This window comes from Acidobacteriota bacterium (assembly GCA_026707545.1).
Lineage (GTDB): Bacteria > Acidobacteriota > Thermoanaerobaculia > Multivoradales > Multivoraceae > Multivorans.
The window spans coordinates 1,833,893-1,852,122 of record JAPOWR010000001.1; the positions used below are offsets into that span (position 1 = coordinate 1,833,893).

At 67.9% G+C, this 18,230-nt stretch carries 14 protein-coding genes; 12 read left to right on the forward strand and 2 right to left on the reverse strand.

What is annotated here, in order from left to right; translation table 11 throughout:
- Window positions 1-17: 17 nt before the first annotated feature.
- The 12 genes from lpxD (at window position 18) to OXG83_07290 (ending at window position 14,473) form a co-directional block, all read left to right on the forward strand.
- Window positions 18-1,067 (forward strand): UDP-3-O-(3-hydroxymyristoyl)glucosamine N-acyltransferase, encoded by a 1,050-nt coding sequence (lpxD, locus tag OXG83_07235; GenBank protein MCY3964812.1) that lies wholly within the window; start codon window positions 18-20, stop codon window positions 1,065-1,067.
- A 10-nt stretch (window positions 1,068-1,077) separates the two neighbouring features.
- Entirely contained in the window at window positions 1,078-2,637 is a 1,560-nt protein-coding gene (locus OXG83_07240; GenBank protein MCY3964813.1) for a methylmalonyl-CoA carboxyltransferase, read from the forward strand.
- Between the two features lie 216 nt (window positions 2,638-2,853).
- Window positions 2,854-5,511, forward strand: coding sequence for a VWA domain-containing protein (locus tag OXG83_07245; GenBank protein MCY3964814.1), 2,658 nt, complete (start codon window positions 2,854-2,856; stop codon window positions 5,509-5,511).
- The gene (locus OXG83_07250; GenBank protein ID MCY3964815.1) at window positions 5,511-6,101 is read left to right on the forward strand and encodes a DNA-3-methyladenine glycosylase I; all 591 of its coding nucleotides are present in this window, start codon (window positions 5,511-5,513) and stop codon (window positions 6,099-6,101) included. Before OXG83_07245 ends, OXG83_07250 begins: the two co-directional genes overlap by 1 nt.
- A 2-nt stretch (window positions 6,102-6,103) precedes the next feature.
- Window positions 6,104-7,348, forward strand: a complete 1,245-nt coding sequence (locus OXG83_07255) for a PQQ-binding-like beta-propeller repeat protein (GenBank protein MCY3964816.1) — start codon at window positions 6,104-6,106, stop codon at window positions 7,346-7,348.
- A gap of 70 nt (window positions 7,349-7,418) precedes the next feature.
- Window positions 7,419-8,870, forward strand: coding sequence for an alpha/beta fold hydrolase (locus OXG83_07260; protein MCY3964817.1), 1,452 nt, complete (start codon window positions 7,419-7,421; stop codon window positions 8,868-8,870).
- An 85-nt stretch (window positions 8,871-8,955) separates the two neighbouring features.
- Window positions 8,956-9,279, forward strand: coding sequence for a 2Fe-2S iron-sulfur cluster-binding protein (locus tag OXG83_07265; GenBank protein ID MCY3964818.1), 324 nt, complete (start codon window positions 8,956-8,958; stop codon window positions 9,277-9,279).
- A gap of 49 nt (window positions 9,280-9,328) precedes the next feature.
- A complete protein-coding gene (locus OXG83_07270) occupies window positions 9,329-9,997 on the forward strand; it encodes a metal-dependent hydrolase (GenBank protein MCY3964819.1) in 669 nt (222 codons plus the stop codon).
- Window positions 9,998-10,082: 85 nt separating this feature from the next.
- The gene (locus tag OXG83_07275; GenBank protein ID MCY3964820.1) at window positions 10,083-10,937 is read left to right on the forward strand and encodes an ABC transporter ATP-binding protein; all 855 of its coding nucleotides are present in this window, start codon (window positions 10,083-10,085) and stop codon (window positions 10,935-10,937) included.
- 19 nt (window positions 10,938-10,956) lie between these two features.
- Entirely contained in the window at window positions 10,957-12,237 is a 1,281-nt protein-coding gene (locus OXG83_07280; protein MCY3964821.1) for an ABC transporter permease, read from the forward strand.
- Between the two features lie 4 nt (window positions 12,238-12,241).
- Window positions 12,242-13,165 carry a ribokinase gene (locus OXG83_07285; GenBank protein MCY3964822.1) on the forward strand — a complete coding sequence of 308 codons (924 nt, stop codon included), beginning with the start codon at window positions 12,242-12,244 and terminating at the stop codon, window positions 13,163-13,165.
- A 9-nt stretch (window positions 13,166-13,174) separates the two neighbouring features.
- The gene (locus OXG83_07290) at window positions 13,175-14,473 is read left to right on the forward strand and encodes a DegT/DnrJ/EryC1/StrS family aminotransferase (GenBank protein ID MCY3964823.1); all 1,299 of its coding nucleotides are present in this window, start codon (window positions 13,175-13,177) and stop codon (window positions 14,471-14,473) included.
- Here OXG83_07290 and OXG83_07295 read toward each other — a convergent pair.
- Both OXG83_07295 and OXG83_07300 read right to left on the reverse strand, forming a co-directional pair.
- Window positions 14,470-15,738 (reverse strand): DUF1552 domain-containing protein, encoded by a 1,269-nt coding sequence (locus OXG83_07295; GenBank protein ID MCY3964824.1) that lies wholly within the window; start codon window positions 15,736-15,738, stop codon window positions 14,470-14,472. The genes OXG83_07290 and OXG83_07295 overlap by 4 nt on opposite strands.
- A gap of 2 nt (window positions 15,739-15,740) precedes the next feature.
- The gene (locus OXG83_07300; GenBank protein MCY3964825.1) at window positions 15,741-18,191 is read right to left on the reverse strand and encodes a DUF1592 domain-containing protein; all 2,451 of its coding nucleotides are present in this window, start codon (window positions 18,189-18,191) and stop codon (window positions 15,741-15,743) included.
- Between the last annotated feature and the right edge of the window lie 39 nt (window positions 18,192-18,230).

Consider the following 18,230-nt stretch of genomic DNA (forward strand, 5'->3'; position numbering starts at 1 on the left):
CTCGACCGCGCGTCCGCATGTCGCGACTCGACAAGACGCTCGACGAAGTTCGCGGCCTGATGGAGGCCGCCGGGTTCTCCGTCGAACTGCACGGCGACGGCGCCTTCTTGTGCCGCTCCGTCGCCTCCCTGGAGCGCGCCGGCGCCGACCAACTGTCGTTCGCCAAGGACGAACGGACGCTTCGTGCCACGGACACGCGGGCCGGCGCGCTGGTCGTGCCTTCGGCCACCAGCCGCCTGGCGGCGCATCAACTCGTCTCCCCCGACCCCTTCGCGGCCTTCGTCACGATTCTCCGGCACATCGACCGGGAACGCCGGGCCGAAGCGGCCGGGATCCACTCGACCGCGGTCGTGGCCGAGAGCGCCTCCGTCGGCGCCGGCGTGTCGATCGGCGCCGGCGTGACCGTGCGGGACGACGCCAAGATCGGTGAAAGAACCGTGCTCCACCCCAACTCCTACGTGGGCCGGCGCAGCCGGATCGGCGGCGACTGCGTCCTCTTTCCCGGCGTCGCGGTCATGGAGGACATAACACTGGGCGAGCGCGTCACGGTCCACGGCGGCACGGTGATCGGCTGCGACGGCTACGGCTACCTCCAGCGGGAGGGCCGCCACGTCAAGATTCCCCAGGTCGGCACGGTCGAGATCGGCGACGATGTCGAGATCGGCTCCCTGGTCACGATCGACCGCGCCACCCTCGATGCGACGATGATCGGCCGCGGCTGCAAGATCGGCGACCTGGTCCACATCGCCCACAACGTGACGATCGGCGAGCAGACACTGGTGGTGCCAACGGCGAGGATCGCCGGCCGGGCGAAGATCGGCAGCGGCGTCGTGCTCGCCGGCGCCGCCGGCGTCGCGGACGGCGTCGTGGTCGGCGACGGCGCGGTGATCGGCGGCAGCAGTGTGACCTACCGGGACGTCCCGGCCGGCGCAGTACTCTACGGCGATCCCGCCCGGCCCAAGACCCACCAGTTGCGCATCGAGGCGGTGCTCAACCGCCTGCCCCAGCTGGAGCGCGATCTGCGCAGACTGCTGCGCCGGTCGGCAGGCCGGGACGAGAACGACTGAGCCGCGAAGGATGAGCTGGAAGCCCGAGATCGACGAACTGAAGCGCCGCAGCGCGCTGGCGCAGGAAATGGGCGGCCGCGAACAGGTGGAGCGCCAGCACTACTTCGGCAAGCTCACCGTGCGCGAACGCATCGACGCGATCACCGACGCCGGCAGCTTCCACGAGATCGGCGAGATCGCCGGGCGCGCCGAGTACGCGGAGGACGGCGAACTCAAGTCGTTCAAGCCCTCGAACTTCGTCTTCGGGACAGCCGAGATCGACGGCCGGCCGGCGATCGTCTCGGGCGACGACTTCACGGTGCGCGGCGGTTCGGCCGACGCTTCGATCCCCGCCAAGCGAACGCGGTCGGAAGGACTGGCGCTCGAGATGAAGCTCCCCCACGTGCGTCTGGTCGACGGCATGGGCGGCGGCGGCTCGGTCAAGACGATCGAGATGGCGGGCCGCACCTACATTCCAGAGCTTCGAAGCTGGGAAGTCGTCGTGCGGCACCTTGCGGTCGCCCCATCAGTGTCCCTCGCGCTCGGTTCCGTGGCCGGGATCGGCGCCGCCCGGGTATGCACCGCCCACTACTCGGTCATCGTGCGCGACACCGCCCAGATGATGATCGCCGGGCCCGCCCTGGTCGAGTGGGCGGGCGGCGGCGTGGTGCCGAAGGAAGAACTCGGACACGCCCGCATCCACACCGCGAACGGCGCGATCGACGACGCGGTGGACTCGGAGGCCGAGGCCTTCGAACGTGCCCGGCGGTTCCTCTCCTATCTGCCCACGAATGTCGACCAGTTGCCGCCGCGGCTGCCGGAGTCCGAACGGGGTGACGACCCGCAGCGGCGGGACGAGGAGCTGGTGGACATCGTGCCGCGCGACCCCAGACGAACGTACAAGATGCGCGAGGTGATCGAGCGCATCGTGGACCGGGGCTCCTTCTTCGAGATCGGCCGGGACTGGGGCAAGTCGATCATCACCGGCCTGGCGCGCCTGGACGGATGGCCGATCGCCATCTTCGCCGAGGACGTGAACGTCTACGGCGGCGGCTGGGACGCCGACTCCTGCCGCAAGCTGTCCCGTCTGATCGACCTGGCCTCCACGTTCCACCTGCCCCTGCTCCACCTGGAGGACTGCCCCGGTTTTCTGATTGGCCGGGAGGCCGAACACACCGCCACGATCCGCTTCGGTTCCCAGGTTCTCGCGGCCCTGGGCCAGTGCACGACGCCCTTCTGCTGCGTCGTGATCCGCAAGGCATTCGGCGTCGCCGGTGGCGCCAACCACAAGCCGGGAAGCCACCACTTCCGCTACGCATGGCCGTCCGGCGACTGGGGCTCACTGCCGATCGAGGGAGGCATCGAGGTCGCCTACAAGGCCGAACTGGCCGAAGCCGAGGACTACGAAGCCCACCTGGATCGGATCAAGGAGCGCCTGAACCGCGTCCGCTCGCCGTTCCGCTCCGCCGAGTACTTCGAGATCGAGGAGATCATCGACCCGCGCGACACGAGGCCGATCCTCTGCCGTTGGGCCAACCTGGCGGTCAGGTCCCTGACCACGGGTCCCCAGGCGTTCACTTACCGGCCGTGATGGAGGCGTAGCGCCCCGAAACCCCTCGCAAGCTCGGTCTTTCGGCCCATCCCATCCTCGTCCAGGAGCATGCGCCGCGATCCCGGTTGGCGCGTTCCGCGGCAACCGCGACCCACTCGCTGCACCCGTCATCGGGTGCAGGGATGGCACTCACGCGTAGCGTTCCACGGCGCATGCTCCTAGACTAGGACACCCCTGCCTCAGGGGCGATCCACGATGCGCTGCAACCTCCTCGTCCGGGCCTTCCTCATCGCCGTCTCCGCGGTCCTGCTCGGCTCGGGCGTCGCGGCAGCCGCCAAGAAGAAGCGGCCCCCCTGCCAGGACGGCCGTCAGCCCGATGCCGGCGCCCTGCCGGCCCGCCACCTCCAGTGGACCGAGGAAGTCGCCCTGCTGCTGACCGACGAGGAGATTCAGTCCTTCCTCTGCCTTTCCCAGGACTACCAGCGGGACGCCTTCATCACCGAGTTCTGGAAGGCGCGCGACCCCTACCCCGAAACCGCCCGCAACGAGTTCCGGGAACACTGGAGCGAACGGCTGTCGATGGTGCGCCAGTTGTTCGACAGCACGGACGACGAGCGGGCCCGGTACTACCTCCTGAACGGACCTCCCGACATTCACGTCGACATCTGTCCGCGGCGTTCCGCCACCAAGGTCGAGGCCTGGTTCTACGGCTTCCGGGACCTGAGCGAGGTGATCGGCGCGATCTACAGCCGCCGGCTCCGGCAGGACCAGTACGCGGTCATCTTCTATCGGCCGTTGGGAGTCGGCGCCTGGCGGGTCTGGTTGCCGAACGAGGATCTCGGCCGACGGCTGATGCAGCCGGGCGGACGAACCGACCTGCCCGGCGGGAGTCTCGGTGGACTGAGCCGCGAGGACCTCGGAGCCGGCTGCAAGGACGAGGAACTCGGCTACGCGATCGGCATCGTTCAGCTCCTGAACGACTGGGGCGGCATGCTGGGCTTCTACTACGACCGGCTGATCGGCGAGAAGCTGGAGCCGATCGAGGCACCCTCCAACGAGTGGCTGCGCACGTTCGAGTCCTACTCCACCGATCTTCCCTCCGGCGCGCCGCAGCTTGCAGCCTCGCTCAACGTGACCTTCCCGGGCCGCAAGGAGAGCCGCACCGTGGTGCAGACCCTGGTCCAGGTCGAAGCTGCCAGCGCGACCCTCGCCGACCTCGCCGGCGCCCGTTCCTACGGCTTCGAGCTGATCGGAGAGATTCTGCGCGCGGATGCCGACACCGGCGACGACCGCCTGTTCGAGAGCTTCCGCTACCGCTTCGAGTTCCCGGTGGAGGACGACGGGGCAGGCAACGACGAACTCGCCGCCATGCCGCTCGTCGCCCAGCGCTATCTCAGACCCGGGAACTTCAAGCTGATCCTGCGCGTCGACGACCTGAACGGGGACGCGGTGTGGCGTCACGCCCAGCCGCTCGAAGTACCCCGGGTCGAAGAGGCCGCCGGCTGGACCGAGGCCGACCTCGAACCGATCTTCGCCGAGGCCAATCGCGCTCTGGCCGCCGGCGAGCCGACGATCCGGATCATCGAGCCCGGCGGCGACCTGATCTCCGGCTACCTCCGCTTCGACACCGCGGTCACGGGCCCGGTCGACAAGGTGCGCTTCACCCTCGACGACAAGGACCTCTTCACCACCAAGCGGGCACCCTTCAGCGCCGACGTGCGACTGGGCGATCTGCCCCGGAGCCAGATGCTGCGCGCCATCGCCTATGACGCCGCCGGCGACCAGATCGCCAGCGACTCCTATCTGATCAACGGCTCTCCCCACCGCTTCGACGTGCGGATCATCGAGCCGATCCCCGGCAACCGTCACAGCGACAGCGTCCGCATGCGAGCCCAGGTCACGGTGCCAGAGGGACGGAGCCTCGAGGAACTCCAGGTGTTCCGCAACGACGACCAGGTGGCAACGCTCTACGAAGAGCCCTTCACCGTACCCATCGAGCTGCAGGACGGACCGGCGCTGACGATCGTGCGGATCGTCGGCAAGCTGCTCGACGCCGAGGGTCCGGCCGCCTTCGTCGAGGACACCGCGATCATCAATGGTCCGGCCACCCTCGAAGAAGTCCAGGTCGACTTCGTGGAGCTGTACACGACGGTCGACGACCGGGACCGCCGGCCCCTGCTCGATCTCCCGGAGAACGCCTTCCGGGTGCTCGAGGACGGAGTCCAGCAGGAGATCGTCCGCTTCGAGCGGGTCGACGACACGCCGCTGATCGGCACGATCCTCCTCGACGTCTCGGCGTCCATGGAGGAGCGCCTCGAACGGTCGGTTCGGGCCGCCGCCGATTTCTTCCAGCAGGTGATCACGGAACGCGACGAGCTTTCGATTGTCACCTTCAACGACCGTCCCCACCTGGCGGCCCCCTTCACCCGCGACCGGATCGAGTTCGCCAAGGGACTGATGGGGCTGCGCGCCGAGCGGGGCACCGCGCTCTACGACAGCCTGATCTTCACCCTCTACCACCTGAACGGGCTGCCCGGCCAGCGCACGGTCCTGCTGCTCTCCGACGGCGTCGATGAACACAGCCGCTACGACCTGGACGACGCGCTGGAGTACGCCCGTCGCTCCGAGGCGGCCATCTACGCGATCGGCCTGGCACTGCCGAAGAAGGCGAAGGAGAGCCCGAAGAAGGTGCTCGAGCAACTGGCGACCGAGACCGGCGGCCGCGCCTTCTTCGTCGACGACGTGAGCCAACTCGGCGGCGTCTACGACCAGATCGCCGTCGAGCTGCGCTCGAAGTACTTCCTCGCCTACCAGTCGTCGAGCACCCAGCCGAGCGACGCCTTCCGCAGGGTGGAAGTGCAGGTCGACGCCAGGGGCGCGAAAGCGCGAACGATCCGCGGCTACTACCCGTAGTGCCCGAGCGGACACGGTGCGGCTGGGTCAACGAGGACCCTCTCTACCTCGCATACCACGACGACGAGTGGGGCGTTCCCGTCTACGACGACCGCCACCTCTACGAGATGCTGGTGCTCGAGGGCGCCCAGGCCGGGCTGAGCTGGTACACGATCCTCAAGAAGCGCGAGGGGTACCGGCGCGCATTCGACGGGTTCGACCCGGAGCGCGTCGCCCGTTTCGACGAGCAGAAGGTCGCCGCGCTCCTGCAGGATCCCGGTATCGTGCGCAACGGCCTCAAGGTGAACGCAGCGATCGGAAACGCACGCGTGTGGCTGGACCTGCGCGAGTCGGGCGTGCGCTTCTCGGACTTCCTGTGGGAGTTCACCGGCGGTGAGCCCGTCGTCAACGAATGGAGTCGGCTCAAGGACATTCCCGTAGCGACGCCGGCCTCCGAGGCGATGAGCAAGGCGCTGAAGAAGCTCGGATTCCGCTTCGTCGGCCCCACGATCTGCTATGCGTTCATGCAGGCCGTGGGCATGGTCAACGACCACACGACGACGTGCTTTCGGTGGAAGGAATGCAAGGCGCTCGCGGAAGAACCTCGCTGAACGTGCGAACGGCCCTCGGCGCGACACTTGCCCTGTGCACGGTTGCTGCCGCCCCCGCGAGCGACTGGCCGCAGTTCAGGGGTCCGACCGGGCAGGGGCACGCACCGGACGAAGCAGTGCCGCTCACCTGGAGCGAGACGGAGAACGTCGCCTGGAAGGCGCCAGTTCCCGGCCGGGGCTGGTCGTCGCCCGTCATCGCCGATGGCCTGGTTTGGTTGACGACGGCGGTTACGGACCGCGAGACGGGCACCTCGCTCCGCTTGCTGGCCTACGACGCCACGTCCGGCGACGCCGTGATGGATGTCGAAGTGTTCGACATCTCCGACACGATCCTCCTGAACCAGAAGAACAGCTTCGCCTCGCCGACGCCCGTGATCGATCCGGCCGGCGAGCGGGTGTACGTCCACTTCGGCTCGCAGGGCACGGCGGCGGTCGCCGCGGGTGGCGAGTCGGCAGGCGCCGTTCTCTGGCGAACCCGCTTCTCCTACACCTCGCAGCATGGGAACGGGGGATCGCCGATCCTTCACGACGGACTGCTCATCGTCAGCATCGACGGCTACGACACCGCCTTCCTGGTCGCCGTGGACGCCCAGACCGGCGAAGAACGCTGGCGGGCGGTGCGGGCGGCGCCGATCTCGCAGGCCTACTCCACGCCGCTGGTGATTCGTGTCGGGGATGCCAAGCAGATCGTCAACGTCAGCGCCTTCCGCGCCTCGGCGCACGAGCCGACAACCGGTAGCGAGATCTGGCGGGTCGAGTACCCGGGCGGTTTTTCCAACGTCTCCCGACCGGTCTACGGCCACGGGCTCGTCTACCTCTCGACCGGTTTCAACGAGCCGGTCCTGCTCGCGGTCCGTCCCACCGGAGAGGGCGACGTTACGGACTCGGAAGTCGCCTGGAGACTCCGTCGCGGCGCTCCGCTCACCGTGTCGCCGATTCTCGTCGGCGACGAGCTCTACACCGTGACCGACAGCGGCATCGCCACCTGCATCGACGCTCTGGCGGGGGAGATTCGCTGGCAGCACCGGCTTGGCGGCAACCACTCGGCCTCGCCGATCCATGCCGGCGGCCGGATCTACCTTCAGAACGAAGAGGGAGTCACGACCGTCATAGCACCCGGCCCCAGCTTCGAGCAGTTGGCCCGCAACGAACTCGACGGCTCCACCCTCGCCTCGATCGCCGTCACTGACGGCACATTCTTCATCCGGACGGGAACTCACCTGTACCGCATCGAAGAGTCGCCGTAGCACCTCCGGGACTTGCAACCTGAAGCGCTTCAAGAGCGTCTACGATTCCGACAACCGAAAGGAGCGCCCCATGACCGCAGTCCGAATCTGCCGGAGCCTGAAGACAGCCGTGCCTGTCGCCGTCGCGTCATTGCTGGTGACCCCAACGCTGCTCGCGGCCCAGACGGACGTTGCCTCCGGGCACTGGGAAGGTTCGATCGAGGCCCCTACGGGGCCGCTCGTCGTCATGGTGGACCTGGCCGAGACCGACGGCACCTGGTCGGGAACGATCGACATCCCGGCCCAGGGCGCCGCCGATCTGCCGCTAGCGGACGTCAGCGTGGATGTGGACAGCGGCGCGGTCCGCTTCACGATCACCGGCGTCCCCGGCGAACCGACCTTTCAGGGCACGCTGGCCGGCGGCGAGATCACGGGCGAGTTCAGTCAGGGGCCGGCCCGGCTCCCCTTCAAACTCGGCCGCGAGGCGGTCGAGGTCGAGGCGCCGGCACGGCCGCAGGAACCAAGACCGCCCTTCCCCTACGATGCCGAAGACGTCGAGTACAGGAACGGCAACGTGAAGATCGCCGGCACGCTGACCCTGCCGCCGGGCGATGGCAAGGTCCCGGCGGCGCTCTTGATCAGCGGCAGCGGCGCCCTGAACCGCGATCTCGAACTCGCGGGCCACAAGCCCTTCCTCGTGCTGGCAGACCACCTGACCCGGCGCGGCATCGCGGTGTTGCGGGTCGACGACCGCGGCGTCGGTGGTTCAACTGGCAGCACGTGGCAGTCGACATCCCGGGACAAGGCGAACGACGTTCTCACCGGCGTGCGTTTCCTGCGCGGTCACGACCGGATCGACCCGGAACGGGTCGGCTTGATCGGGATCTCCGAAGGCGGTCTCGTCGCTCCGCTGGCGCTCAACCGGGTCGAGCCCGGCACGATCGCGTACGCGGTGCTGCTGGCCGGACCGGGGGTGCCCGGCGGCGACCTGCTGCGCCAGCAACTCCGGCGGATCGCGGCCGCGGATGGCGCGCCAGCGGAGATGATCGAGGAGCTCGCCGCCCTTCAGGACAAGGGACTCGAGATCATCGCCTCCGACATGCCTCACGCCGAGGCGGAAGCCGCGCTGCGACAGGTCGCACAGGAACAGTTGGCGGCCTCGCCCGAGACGGCCCAACTCAGCGGGGAAGACCTGGAAGCCGCCGTGTCCGCCGCGGTCGAATCGAACCTCAGTCCCTGGTTCCGGTTCTTCATCCGCTACGACCCGCGGCCCGCCCTGGGCGGACTCGCCGTGCCGACGCTGGCCCTGTTCGGCGGCAAGGACACGCAGGTCGACGCCGATCAGAATCAGTCCGCCATGGAGGCTGCGCTCGCCGCGTCCGGCAACCCGGACGTGACCATTCGCCGGTTTGCCGACATGAACCACCTGTTCCAGACCGCGGGCACCGGCTCCCCGGCCGAGTACGCGCAGATCGAGCAGACGATGGCGCCGGAAGTTCTCGATCTGATCGGAATCTGGATTGCCGAACGGTTCGTGGACTGACCGGCCGACCGGTCGAATAGACTCCCCGTCCGTCGGCCCGACCGAGCGGCCGGCGGTGCCCCATGGCAACAAGGGGGCGGGCAAGATGCCGAAGATCACCTACATCGATCATGACGGCGGCTCGCGCGAGGTCGAGGCGCCGGTCGGAGACTCCGTCATGGAGTGCGCGGTCGACAACGACGTCGACGGAATCGTCGCGGCCTGCGGCGGAAACTGCTCCTGCAGCACCTGCCATGTCTACATCGACGAGGCCTGGGTCGAGGCGGTCGGTCCCCGCCATGAGGAAGAGGAGTTCACGCTCGAGTACGGCATCGACGTGCGCCCCACAAGCCGCCTGAGTTGCCAGATCAAAGTGACCGACGAGCTGGACGGCCTGGTCGTCCATCTTCCCGCCGACCAGGCGGAGTAGAGCCGCGGCCCGTCCAACGAACGCCGCTCCCTGGGAGGAGAATCACGCCATGACCCTCGAACTCACCTTCCTCGGCCATTCCGGCTTCCTGATGAGCGACGGCGGCCACACGCTCGCGGTCGATCCCTTTCTCACGGGCAATCCGGTAGCGACGATGGCGGCCGGTGACGTGAAGTGCGACGCCATCGCCCTGACGCACGGCCACTCGGACCACTTCGGCGACACCCTGGCCATCGCCCAGGCCAACAACGCAAACGTGATCGCCGCGTTCGAGATGTGCAACTACCTGCAGGAACAGGGGCACGACAACGTGAACCCCGGCAACCCGGGCGGCCGGATCGACACGGAGTTCGGCTGGGTCGCGTTCACTCATGCCTTTCACTCTTCGTCCTACGAAGGCCGCTACATGGGAATGCCGTGCGGACTCGTCGTCCAGATGGGCGGTAAGACCGTCTACCACTGCGGCGACACGGGGCTCTTCGGCGACATGAAGCTGATCGGCGAGATCTACAGGCCCGACGCCGCCTGTGTACCGATCGGCGATCGTTTCACCATGGGGCCGGAGTTGGCGACGAAGGCGGCCGAGCTGATCGGAGCGCCAGTCGCGATTCCGATCCACTACAACACCTGGCCGCCGATCGCGCAGGATCCGGCCGACTTCGCGCCCGCCGGCGTCGAAGTCAAGGTCATGACGCCGGGCGATACGCTCACCATCTGACGGCGCCGTCACGCCCCGGCCGGACCGCCGGCGCGGTTCCGCGCAACAAGCGCCGCGGCGTTGCGTAACAGCAACCTGACAGCCCATGCTCGTGTTCGACCATGTCAGCAAGTGCTTCGGCGACCTGCGCGCGGTCGACGACCTGTCCTTCGAACTGGAGGCAGGCGAGGTGTTCGGGCTGCTGGGGCCGAACGGCGCCGGCAAGACGACGGCGATCAACATGGCGGTCGGTCTGCTCGAACCGGACGAAGGGGTGGTCCGCTTCGCGGACGAGGCCTTCGACCGGGACCCCCGCGACGCGGAGAATCGCAGGTCGCTGGGCCTGGCGCCGCAGTCCATCGCTCTCTATGAGCAGATCAGCGGCGCCGACAACCTGCGTTTCTTTGGCCGCCTGCACGGTCTCCGGGGATCCGACCTGGAAGAACGGGTCGCCGCCTGCCTCGACTTCGCCGATCTTGTGGACGTCGGGAAGAAGGTGGTCTCCAAGTACTCCGGCGGCATGCAGCGGCGACTGAACCTGGCGGTCGCGATCATCCACGACCCGGAGTTGGTGCTGCTCGACGAGCCGACCGTCGGCGTGGATCCTCAATCGAGGAACGCGATCTTCGAGCGCGTCGAACAGCTCCGGGACGCAGGCAAACAGGTCGTCTACACGACCCACTACATGGAGGAGGCCCAGCGTCTCTGCGACCGGGTCGCAATTCTCGACCGGGGCCGGCTGATGGCGCTCGATACGGTGCCGGCTCTGATCGAGGCCCACGGCGGCCCTGGGAACCTGGTCGTCAGGACCGGCGACGGCGAGTCACGCCACGAGACGACCGATCCGCTCGGAACGCTCGCCGAACTCCAGGCCCGGCAAGCGGTGGATCACTTCCAGTACCTGCCGCCGGACCTGGAAACGGTGTTCCTCAATCTCACCGGCAGGGCGCTGCGGGACTAGAGCCGCTCAGGAGAACACCGTGAACAAGATCGTCGCCATGGCCGCGAAGGACATCCATATCCTCTTCCGGGACAAGCTGGGTTTCTTTTTCACGATCTTCTTCCCATTGATGATGGCGATCTTCTTCGGCGCCATGTTCGCCGGCCTGAGCCGCGGACCGGCGAGTATTCCGATCGCCCTGGTCGACGCGGACAGGACCGCCGGTTCAGCACGCTTCGTCGAGCGGCTCGAGACCGCCGGTGGACTCGCCATCGAGCGGATTCCAGGCGACCAGGCGCTGGAGCAGGTGCGCCGGGGTCAAACCGCCGTCCTGGTCACCTTGAGGCCCGGGTTCGGAGCCGCCCTGGACAACCCCTTCGTGGCGACGCCCGAAGTCGAGATGAGCGTCGACCCCACACAGTTCGCCGCTGCCGGGATGGTCCGCGGCGTACTGCTCGAAGCGGCCGGGGCCGAACTGCAGGCGTTCATGAGCGATCCGTCTCGCATGTCCGTAACGAACGAGCAGAATCGGCGCCTGATCGAGGAGTTCAGCCCTCCCTCGGAGGCCCGCGACGACCTCCTGAACGTTCTCGACCAGATCCCGCGCATTCCGGTGCTGATCGACGAAGCCGGGCTGGGCTCGGTCACCACGGGCGCAACCGGCGGATTCGGCCCTCCACTCGAGATCGAGCAGACCCAGGTCCAGGCGCAGAGACGTGGACCCACCAACTCCTACGCCACCTCGTTCGCGCAGGCCATGCTCTGGACCCTGATCGGCGGTTCCGTGTCCTTCAGCATGTCGATCGCCATCGAGCGGAGCCGCGGCACGCTGATGCGGCTGCTGGTGGCGCCGATCACGGCCCGTCAACTCCTGGCGGCCAAGGGGCTGGCCTGCCTCGGGGCAACCCTGTTCACGAGCTCAGCCCTGATCACGCTCGGGATTACCGTGTTCGACGTGACGCCGACTTCCTATCCGCTGCTCGCCCTGGCCCTTCTCTGCGGTTCGATCTGCTTCTGCGGCATCATGATGGTCCTGAGCGTGATCGGCAAGACGGAACAGGCAGCTGCCGGGGTCGGCTGGGGCATCGCGCTCCCCTTCACGATGCTCGGCGGCGGCATGGTGCCCCTGTTCCTGATGCCGGAGTGGATGCAGACCCTCGGCAACATCAGCCCGATGAAGTGGACATTGATGGCCTACGAGGGCGCGATCTGGCGCGGTTTCACGCTGAGCGAGATGCTGCTGCCCTGCGCCGTTCTGGTAGCCATCGGGGTCGTGGCCTTCACGCTCGGCGCCAGGAACCTGCGCTGGGACACCGGTTGAGCCCTTGACCGCGCCCCTGCTCGTCATCGGTTCGGTCAACTACGACCTGATCTTCCGGCATCCCCGTCTGCCCCGGCAGGGGGAGACGGTCACCGGTACCGAGCTGTTCGAATCCTGCGGCGGCAAGGGCGCCAATCAGGCGGTGGCGGCCGTGCGGTGCCGCGGCGCGCTCGATGGCGAGACGCCGACCATCTACTTTGCCGGCGCCGTCGGCAACGACGGAAACGGAGACGCCCAGCGGCGCGTGTTCGTGGAGGCCGGCCTGGACACCCGCCATCTGCTCGTACTCGACGACATCCACACCGGCCTGTCCGCAGTCTGGGTCGAGGCCGGCACCGGAGACAACCGGATCATGAACTCTCCTGGAGCGAACTCGCGTGTAACGGCGAGTGCGCTCGCGTCGGTGCCCGTGGAGGAAGCCGGATTGCTGCTGATCCAGAACGAAACGCCGGCCGACGGGGTGCGAAACGCGATCAAGCGCGCCTCTGACTCCCGCGTGCCGGTGATCTGGAACCCCGCGCCCATCGACGAACACACCGATCCCGGCCTCGAACCCGAGCAGATCGCCTGGGTGACGCCGAACGAGGTCGAGTGCGCGGTGCTGCTCGGCCGCGCGGGCGAGCGGATCGACGCGGCCGGCGCCGCCGATGCGGCTTCGGAGTTGCTCGCTCTCGGCTACGGCGGCGTCGCTCTCACCCTGGGTCCCGCCGGCGTCCTGCTGGCCGAACCCGGATCGGCGCCGACCTCGGTTCCCGCACCCGACGTCAACGCCGTCGACACGACGGGCGCCGGAGACGCCTTCAACGGCGCCTTCGCCTCCGCACTGCTTGCGTCGGCCGACAGCCGCGCGGCCGCCGCGTTTGGCGTCCGTTACGCCAGCGACTCGGTGACCCGGCCCGGCACCCAGACCTCCTTCGCACGCTGGTAGCGTCGCCGCGTGTCCGGCCGCGACTCCCACTCCAAGCTCGCCCTGTTGGGCGGTACGCCGGTTCGCACCGGTTCCTGGCCGCAGTGGCCGGCGCGCGGACCGGAAGAAGAGCGGGCCGTCGTCGCCGCGCTGCGTGAGGGCGACTGGGGAGGCTTTCCCCTGCCCAACACCCGCGCTGCGTCCTTCGCCCGAGCCTTCGCCGAACGGCACGACTGCACGGACGCGCTCTGCGTCGCGAACGGCACGGTCTCGCTCGAAGTCGCACTGCAGGCGATGAGCGTGGAACCGGGTGCGGAGGTCATCGTGCCGGCCTACACCTTCGAGGCGACAGCCTCGGCCGCGCTGTTCGCGGGCTGCGTGCCGGTTTTCGCGGACATCGAACCGGAGACCTGGTGCATCGATGTCGAGTCGGCGGCGGCCCTGGTCACGGAGCGCACCCAGGCGATCGTGCCGGTGCATCTGGCAATGACCATCGCCGACCTCGACGCGATCGGAGAGCTTGCCGGGAAGCACGGACTCGCCGTACTTGAGGACTGCGCGCACGCCCACGGCGCCCGCTGGCGCGGCCGCGGCGTCGGCTCCTGGGGTGACGCCGGGTCCTTCAGCTTCCAGACCTCGAAGCTGATGACCGCCGGCGAAGGCGGCATCGTGACGACCTCTGACGACGCTCTTCTCGACCGTCTCCACGCCCTGGTCAACTGCGGCCGCCAACGCCCCGGGGCTGCGGAGCCGGCCCCCGTCGTCGGCCACAACTACCGGATGACCGATCTGCAAGCGGCGATCCTGGAAGTGCAGCTCGAGCGGCTCGATCGCCAGCATGAGATCCGCGCCGCCAACGCCCGGCGTCTCCGCGCTGAGATCGAGGGTATCGACGGGCTCGGGAATCTCCGGATCGACGACCGGGTGACGACGCAGGCGATCTACCAGTTCGTGTTCCGTTTCGACAGCAACGCCTTTGCGGGCATCGACCGCGACGTCTTCGTCGCTGCCCTCGAAGCCGAAGGCGTGCCGGCCGACGGCCGGTTCTATGAGTCGCTTCCCGTGAGCGAGCTTCTTCGCCCGGACCCGGCCCGCTACCCGGCGTGGAGCACGGCTCTCGCGGACGCTCCAGCAGCGGAATGCCCGCACGCCGAGCGCGCCGCGTACCGGGAGTCCGTCTGGCTTCCCCACCAACTCCTGCTCGGCACGGAGACCGATGTCGACGACATCGTCGAAGCCGTGCTTAAGGTGCAGCGCGGCGCCACGGGACTGGCTGGGCTCGAGAGCGCTGAAGTCGAGCGCCTGCGACAGGCGCGATCAGCCCGTTAAGCCCAGGTCAGGGTGCTTGTGCTCTGCCCGAAGGAGTCCGTCTCCACGCCCATCGACTGGAGCAGCGTCACGTACAGATTGCAAAGCGGCGCGTTGTGATTGCCCTCGTGCACGATGTGCTGGCCGTGGCTGAAGCCACCGCCCGCGACCAGGATCGGCAGGTCCTTCGGCTCGTGGGAGTTTGCATTGCCCAGGTTGCTGCCGAACAGTACCGCCGTGTTGTCGAGTAGCGAACCGTTGCCGTCGCCGCGCTCGCCGAGATCGACCAGCAGGTCGTCGAAGCTCTCGACGATCTCCGTCTCGATCTTCTTGAGCTGGGTGATCTTGGCCGGATCCTGGCCGTGGTGCGACAGGCTGTGCTGGTCGAAGTTCACGCCCGGGACATCGATCACGACGCCGTGATCCTGGATCATCAGGCTGATGACGCGAGATGAGTCGGTTTCCAGGATCAGCGGGATCATCCGGAACATCAGTTTGATCCGACCGATCAGGTCGGAGCGCGACGGGATGTCGACGGGCGGTTCCGCGTCGACAACCGGCTTCGGCTTCTGCTGCCAGGCCTTGACCTCGGCGAGATCGAGTTCGGCCGTACGCACGGCGTTGTAGTAGGCGTCCAGCTTCAACTGGTCCGCCATGCTCACCCGGCGGCGGAGCGATGCCGTCTGTGACTTGAGCCGGTCCAGGATGCTGCCCCCGTCGTTCAGGCTCTGCTTCTCGCGCTCGACCTCCTCGGGCGTCCCCTGGAGGAACAACTGGCGGAAGAGGTTCGCCGGGCTCGTCTCGGCCGGCACCATCGCGCCGCTGCTGGTGTAGGACTGGCTCTGCGGCGACGCCGTGCCCAATACCACGGACGGGAACCTGGTCGTGTACCCGAGATGGTTCGCCGCCACCTGGTCCATCGAGATCGTATTCCGGAAACCGTCGAGCCCGGGGCGCCGGGCGGCCGTCAGGAAGGTGATCTCCGAGTTGTGCGGCTGCCGGCCCGTCTGCTCCTCGTGCGAGAACCCCGTGAACAGGGTGAAGTTCTGCCGGTGCTTCTCGAGAAGGGAGAGGTACTCCGTGGTCTCCCAGGCCGCACCGGCTGCCTTCGGAAACCAGGCCTCCTTGTAGAGGCCGAGCGTGTTGCAGATGTTGACCATCCGCCTCGGCCCGGCGGCTGCTGCATGGGCCAGCTTCGGGGTCATCGACTCAAGCATGGGCAACGCCAGAGCAACGCCGGAAGCGCGCAGGAAGGTTCGGCGGTCCACGGGCTGTCTCAGGTTCATCGCTACCTCGTCCTGAAGAGGCCGCTGTTCGCGACTTCGTGAATCATCGTCCGGAAAGGGAACCCGTCGTCACTCAGCTTCGCCACGACGTCCTCGACGCCCTCCCGGTCCGCGAACTCAATCTCGGCGCCGGTCGAGTAGACGAGGAGTTGGGACACCATGTGGCGGGCCACCTGCTCCACGTCCCTCTTGAGCAACCTCTTGTACTCCTCGATCCCGGCGAAGGGCTCGCCGTCGGCCGTGATGCCGGTGGCGTCGACCGGGGGCCCCTGCTTGTACGGCATCGGATAGGTGTAGCCCTCCGGAGTCGTTCCTTCACCGCCCGCCGCGCGGTAGTGCGTGCGGAGGCCGCCGATCACATCGAAAGACTCGAGGGCGAAGCCCGGCGGGTCGATCACCCGGTGGCAACTGTTGCAGACGGGCTCGTTGCGGTGCTTCGCCAACTGCTCACGGACCGTGGTGGCGCCACGCGTGTCCGGCTCGAGGGCCTCGACGCTCTCGGGCGGCGGCGGCGCCGGTTGGCCGAGCAGGTTCGCCAGCACGAAGTTGCCGCGGGGTATCGGCGAGGTGATCGTGCCGTTGGCCGTGATCTTGTGGATGCTCGCCTGGGTAATCAGCCCGCCGCGGACGCTGTCCGGCGGCAGCGTGACCTTGCGCATGAACTGTCCCTCGATTCCCGGAATACCGTAGTGCTCGGCCAACCGCCTGTTGACGAACGTGAAGTCGGCGTCGATCAGGCTGCCAACGCTGTGGTCCCCGGCGATCAGTTCGGCCAGGAACATCCGCGTCTCCTGGGCCATCGCCTGCCCCAGTCGGTCGTCGTACTCGGGATAGAGGCCGGAGTCCGGGTTCGTCGCCTTCATCTCGTAGAGCCGGAAGGCCTGGCCCGCGAAGTCCTTGACGAACCGCTCCGACCTGGGATCGTCGAGCAACCGCTCGACCTGAGCCGTGAAGACCTCCGGGTCGGACAAGCTGCCGTCGTCCGCACTGGCAAGCAGCGCATCGTCCGGCAGGCTGCGCCACAGGAAGTAGGAAAGCCGGGACGCCAGCGCGTGATCGTCCAGTCGACCCGGATCGCCGGTCTGAAACAGGAAGGGCGGCGCGCTGAGGATGGCGCGGAGCGGTATACGCACCGCTTCGGTGAACGGCCTGCCGTCCTCCAGAAGCGGCTGAGCCAGACTCGCGTAGGCCTCGAGCTCATCCTCCGCGAGCGGGCGCCGGAAAGCCCGCGGCCCGAACGCCGCGACGATGTCGACCACGTGCTCGTACGGCGTCTTCGTGAGGACGACGTCGCCCGCGTCGTCGAAGTCCAGACCGACCAGGAGCTTCCGGGCGCTCGGCGGCGGCCAGTCTTCGAACAGCGGACCCTCGATCGTCAGCGACCGGAGCGCGATCCCCTCGCCCTTGTAGTTCTCGACGTTCCTGTCCGGGGGGTAGTAGTCGAAGTACTCGCCAGGCGGAGGGTCCGCCTCGGCGATCGACGGGGCGAGGAGGTCGCCCGGCCGGAGGAAGGTCTCGAACTGCACCGTCCGCGGTTGTGTACCGACCAGATCGTAGGAAGCGATCAGTTCGTCGAGCGACGCGGCGGCGCCACCATGCTTCGACCCCCGGTAGACGGTCAGCGTCAGCGGACCTTGAGGCTGATATGCCCAGCCCTCGATCGTGGCGCGATAGCGCCCGGCGTAGGGCACGTGGTAGTCCTCGGTCTCACTGTGCATGAGATACGTCGAGCCGCCGTCGACGAACATGACCGCGGCGTCGTCCAGCATCTTGGTGATCCCGCCGCCCAGGATCTCCGCCTTGCTCATGAACGTGAGGTACTGCGAATCGCCGTAGGCGATCTCACGCCGGCCCGTAGACGGCCGCGGCCCGATCTTGATCGCCTCGTCGAGCGCCCGGTCCGCCACCTCGAGATAGCTGCGGACATGCAGGGGCGACATGCTCTGGTTCGCCGCCACGGTGTCGAAACCGCCGGAGTCGGCCTCGGCCGGCAGCGACTGACTCAGCTCCATCGCCACCGCCTCGTCGATGGCGAGCAGATCCTGGATCGTGTAGGCGTACTCGAGCCGGGTCAGGCGCCGCAACGGCACGCGCTGGCCTCCGCGGGCGGCCAGATTGGCCTCGACGAGGGCTCCCTTGAGCGACGCCAGCGCCGCGTTGATCAGTTCGGCTTCGGGCTTCGGTGCCTCAGGTGGCGGCATCTCGCCGTTCTTCAGCCGGTCGTGAATGCGCTGCCAGGTGCGGAACGTCTTCGCGTTCGTCAAGTCATGACTCAGACGGGTGATGCTGAGCGGCGTTGCGGTGCGGTTGCCGTGGCACCGAATGCACGACCGGTCCACGAGGGGCGCCACGCCCTCGAAGAACCCGGCGGCCTCCGACGTCTCCTGCGCTGCGCCGGCCGGTACGAGCAACGCTAACGGCAACGCCGCGACCGCGATGCGATTCTGCTTCATCCCTCTACCCCTTCGGACGCCGCTCACCGGGCTGGCTGA